At 73.0% G+C, this 3,019-nt stretch carries 2 protein-coding genes; both read right to left on the bottom strand.

What is annotated here, in order from left to right; translation table 11 throughout:
- Window positions 1-1,330, bottom strand: a 1,330-nt coding sequence (locus GT354_RS47270; protein ID WP_161363946.1) for an FAD-dependent oxidoreductase, incomplete at its 3' end; no start/stop codon positions are given.
- 478 nt (window positions 1,331-1,808) lie between these two features.
- A complete protein-coding gene (locus GT354_RS47265; RefSeq protein ID WP_161363944.1) occupies window positions 1,809-2,774 on the bottom strand; it encodes a pyridoxal-phosphate dependent enzyme in 966 nt (321 codons plus the stop codon).
- Window positions 2,775-3,019 lie beyond the last annotated feature (245 nt).

The following is a 3,019-nucleotide window of genomic DNA, read 5'->3' as shown; positions in this document are numbered from 1 at the left end:
CTGCGCCGCCCGGGGCGGCGGTGTCGTGTTCGAGGTCGGCGGGGGTGCGCAGCCGCGACCACAGGACGCGGTCGCGGACGTCGAGGCCGCGGGCGGCCATCAGGTCGAGCAGCGTCGCGGGGTAGGTGTCGCGCACGTCGGCCGCCGTCCAGTCGAGGTCGCCGTGCCGCGGCACCCGTACCTGGACCGTCCACGCGCTGTGCCCCGCCGGGGCGAGTGAGGCGTCGTCGGGCGCGAGTACGCACAGCGTCGGGTCGGCGGGAGGCGTGGGCCGGCCCGCGAACAGCGCGATCGGCTCGTGGGCGGGGTCGTCCGCGAACAGGTAGGTCCGGTGCGGTACATCCGCCTCGCGGCCGCGCAGCGCGAGGTGCAGTTCGAGGACCGACGACGGCGCGGGTACCCGGCGTGGCCTCGGTGCCGGTGCCGAGGCCGGCAGTAGGTCGGTGCGCAGGGTGTGCGCGGGTACGTCGGTGATCACGATGTCGGCGTCGACCCGGCCGCCGCCTTCGAGCAGCACGCCGGACACCTTGCCGCCGGTGAGTTCGATCGAGGCGACGCCGGTTTCGGTGCGCACCTTCACCTTTCGCTGCACGCAGCGCGCGTGCAGCGCCTCGGTCATCCGGTGCAGGCCGCCGCGGACCCACCACACCCCGAAGGTCTCCTCCAGGTACGGCAGCACGGCCAGCGTCGCGGGTGCCTTGCGCGGATCGCAGCCGGCCTCGCCGGCGAAGCGCTCCAGGTGGGCGCGCAGTCGTACGTCGCTCAGGTAGCCGCGGCCCAGCGAGCGCAGCGAGCGCCACGGGGCCGTCGTCCGCAGGTCGCGGCGCCCACCCGCGCTGCGTAGTTGCTCGGCCCGCCCCGCGGGGTTCGCCAGGAGCGGCGTCTCGATGAACGACTTGCGGGTGACGCCCCAGATCTCCCCGGCCCGATGCAGCAGCCGTTGCCAATCGTCGCCGGCGCCCTGGCCGAAGCCGGCCTCGAACGCCTCGTGGACTCCCGAGCGGGACGCGTTGGGCACGTCCACGACCGTCCGCGAGCCGCCCGTGCCGGTGCCGGCGAACGACTCCCGGGTTGGCGATTCGATCGGTACCAGATCCACGACGTCCTCGATCGCGGCGCCGGTCTTGAGGAACAGATCGCGGTACACCGCCGGCAGCGTGAGTACGCCGGGCCCGGTCGTGAAGGTGAATCCGTCGCGGGTGAGCGACCCGGACATCCCTCCGGTCGACGACGAGCGCTCGTAGAGCGTCACGTCGTGTCGAAGCGTGGCCAGTCGAGCGGCCACCGCCAATCCACCCATACCTGCGCCGACAACCACGATGCGAGCCACGTTGGCCCAGCGTATATGCGGGTGAGGGGGACTAGGCCCGCCCCCCGGGCCTAGTCCCCCTCACCGTCCCGTAGCCGCTCCCCACGGTCTACGGGCCCACCCCCCAGCGGGTCACGATTGGTAAGACTCGCGACCCGGGCAGAGGGTTGTACGCGCGGGGAAGATTTCTTTTCGGCAGGCACAACCGATCGGGCGAGCGGGGTCGGTAAAGATGATCAACCGGTAAATAACCGGTGATACTCGGGTCCTCATCTGAGTACTTGTACGGATGCCCGGACCATCGGCCGACCGGCAGGGTTGTCGGCACGGGGGCAAGCCTCCGGGAGCGCCGCTCGGGGGAGCGACAAGGCGACGAACGGCATCGGTGCCGCCGACACGGGGCGGCGGCACCGATGAGGCTGACAGCCGGCACGGGGCGGCACGTCACCTGCGGCGGCTCCGCCACATCGGGGAATGGCGGAGTTGCCGTACGGGGTCGTCAGCCGGTGATCACCGCGACGATCCCGGTACCCGGCGCGAACGCGTCCCGTCGGGCGAGTTCGAACAGCCCGAACAGCATCCTGCCCACGTAGATCGGCTCCGGCGCGAAGTCGTGCCGGCTCGCGAAGTCGGCGAGGAACGCGTCGAGCGCGGGGGAGCGTCGCGCGTAGCCACCATGGTGGAAGTCGTGTTCGACGTGCCAGTTGTCGGTCACGGCGCCGTACGTACGGCGTTGCAGGGCGGCCACGTCGTCGGCCAGGAAGTCGCCCTTGAGCGCCGCGAAGCCGATCGCCCGACGCCCGGGGCCCAGCCCGGCCGCGATCCCCGCCAGCGTGCCGCCGGTGCCGACCGCTACGCACACCATGTCGAATGCCACGTCCGGCTTCTCGTCGACTCGCTTCGCGTCGTCCCGGGCTTCCTTGTCCCAGGTTTCGTCGTCCCGGGCTTCCTTGTCCCGGGCCTCGTCGACCTGCGTCTCCAGTTCCACCGCCAGTTCCGCGCAGCCGCGCACGGCCGACTCGTTGCTGCCGCCCTCCGGGAGGACGTACGCGGGGCCGTGCTCGGCGAGCAGGCCCGCGAGCACCTGCGGGGTGTGCTTGGCGCGGTAGGTGGTCCGGTCCAGGTACACCAGCCGCATACCGCGGCTCGCCGCGAAGGCGAGCGACGGGTTGAGCGGCCGGGTCGCCAGCTCGTCGCCGCGGATCACCCCCACCGTCGCGAAGCCGAGCGCGTGGCCGGCGGCGGCGGTGGCCCGGATGTGGTTCGAGTACGCGCCGCCGAACGTCAGCAGCGTGTGCTGCCCTCGCTCGCGGGCCGCGACGAGGTTGTACTTCAGCTTGCGCCACTTGTTGCCCGGGACCTCGGGGTGGATCAGGTCGTCCCGCTTGAGCCACAGCCGCAGGCCGCGATCGGCGAGGCGGGGATCGGACAACTCGCACAGCGGCGAGGGCAGACGTGGGTGCACCCGGGCAGGGTCGCACAACCCCCCTCCGAACCCGCACCCCGACGCCAAGCACCCGACACCCCGCCGCCCCGCGCCCGTCCCGCGTGCCCCCTGGCCTGAGTGCCCGTCCCGGCCCCCCACGCCCGCTCCGCGTCGCCCCGGCCCGAACGCCCGTCCCGTTCCCACAGCGCCCCGTCCCGCGTCCGCCCGGCCCGAGTGCCCACCCGGCCCCTGTGCCCGTCCCAGCCCCCACGCGCCCGCCCCCC

The sequence above is a fragment of the Streptomyces sp. SID3343 genome, from assembly GCF_009865215.1.
Lineage (GTDB): Bacteria > Actinomycetota > Actinomycetes > Streptomycetales > Streptomycetaceae > Embleya.
Note: the sequence above shows the minus strand (reverse complement) of the source record. Positions and strands in the feature narration are given on the sequence as shown.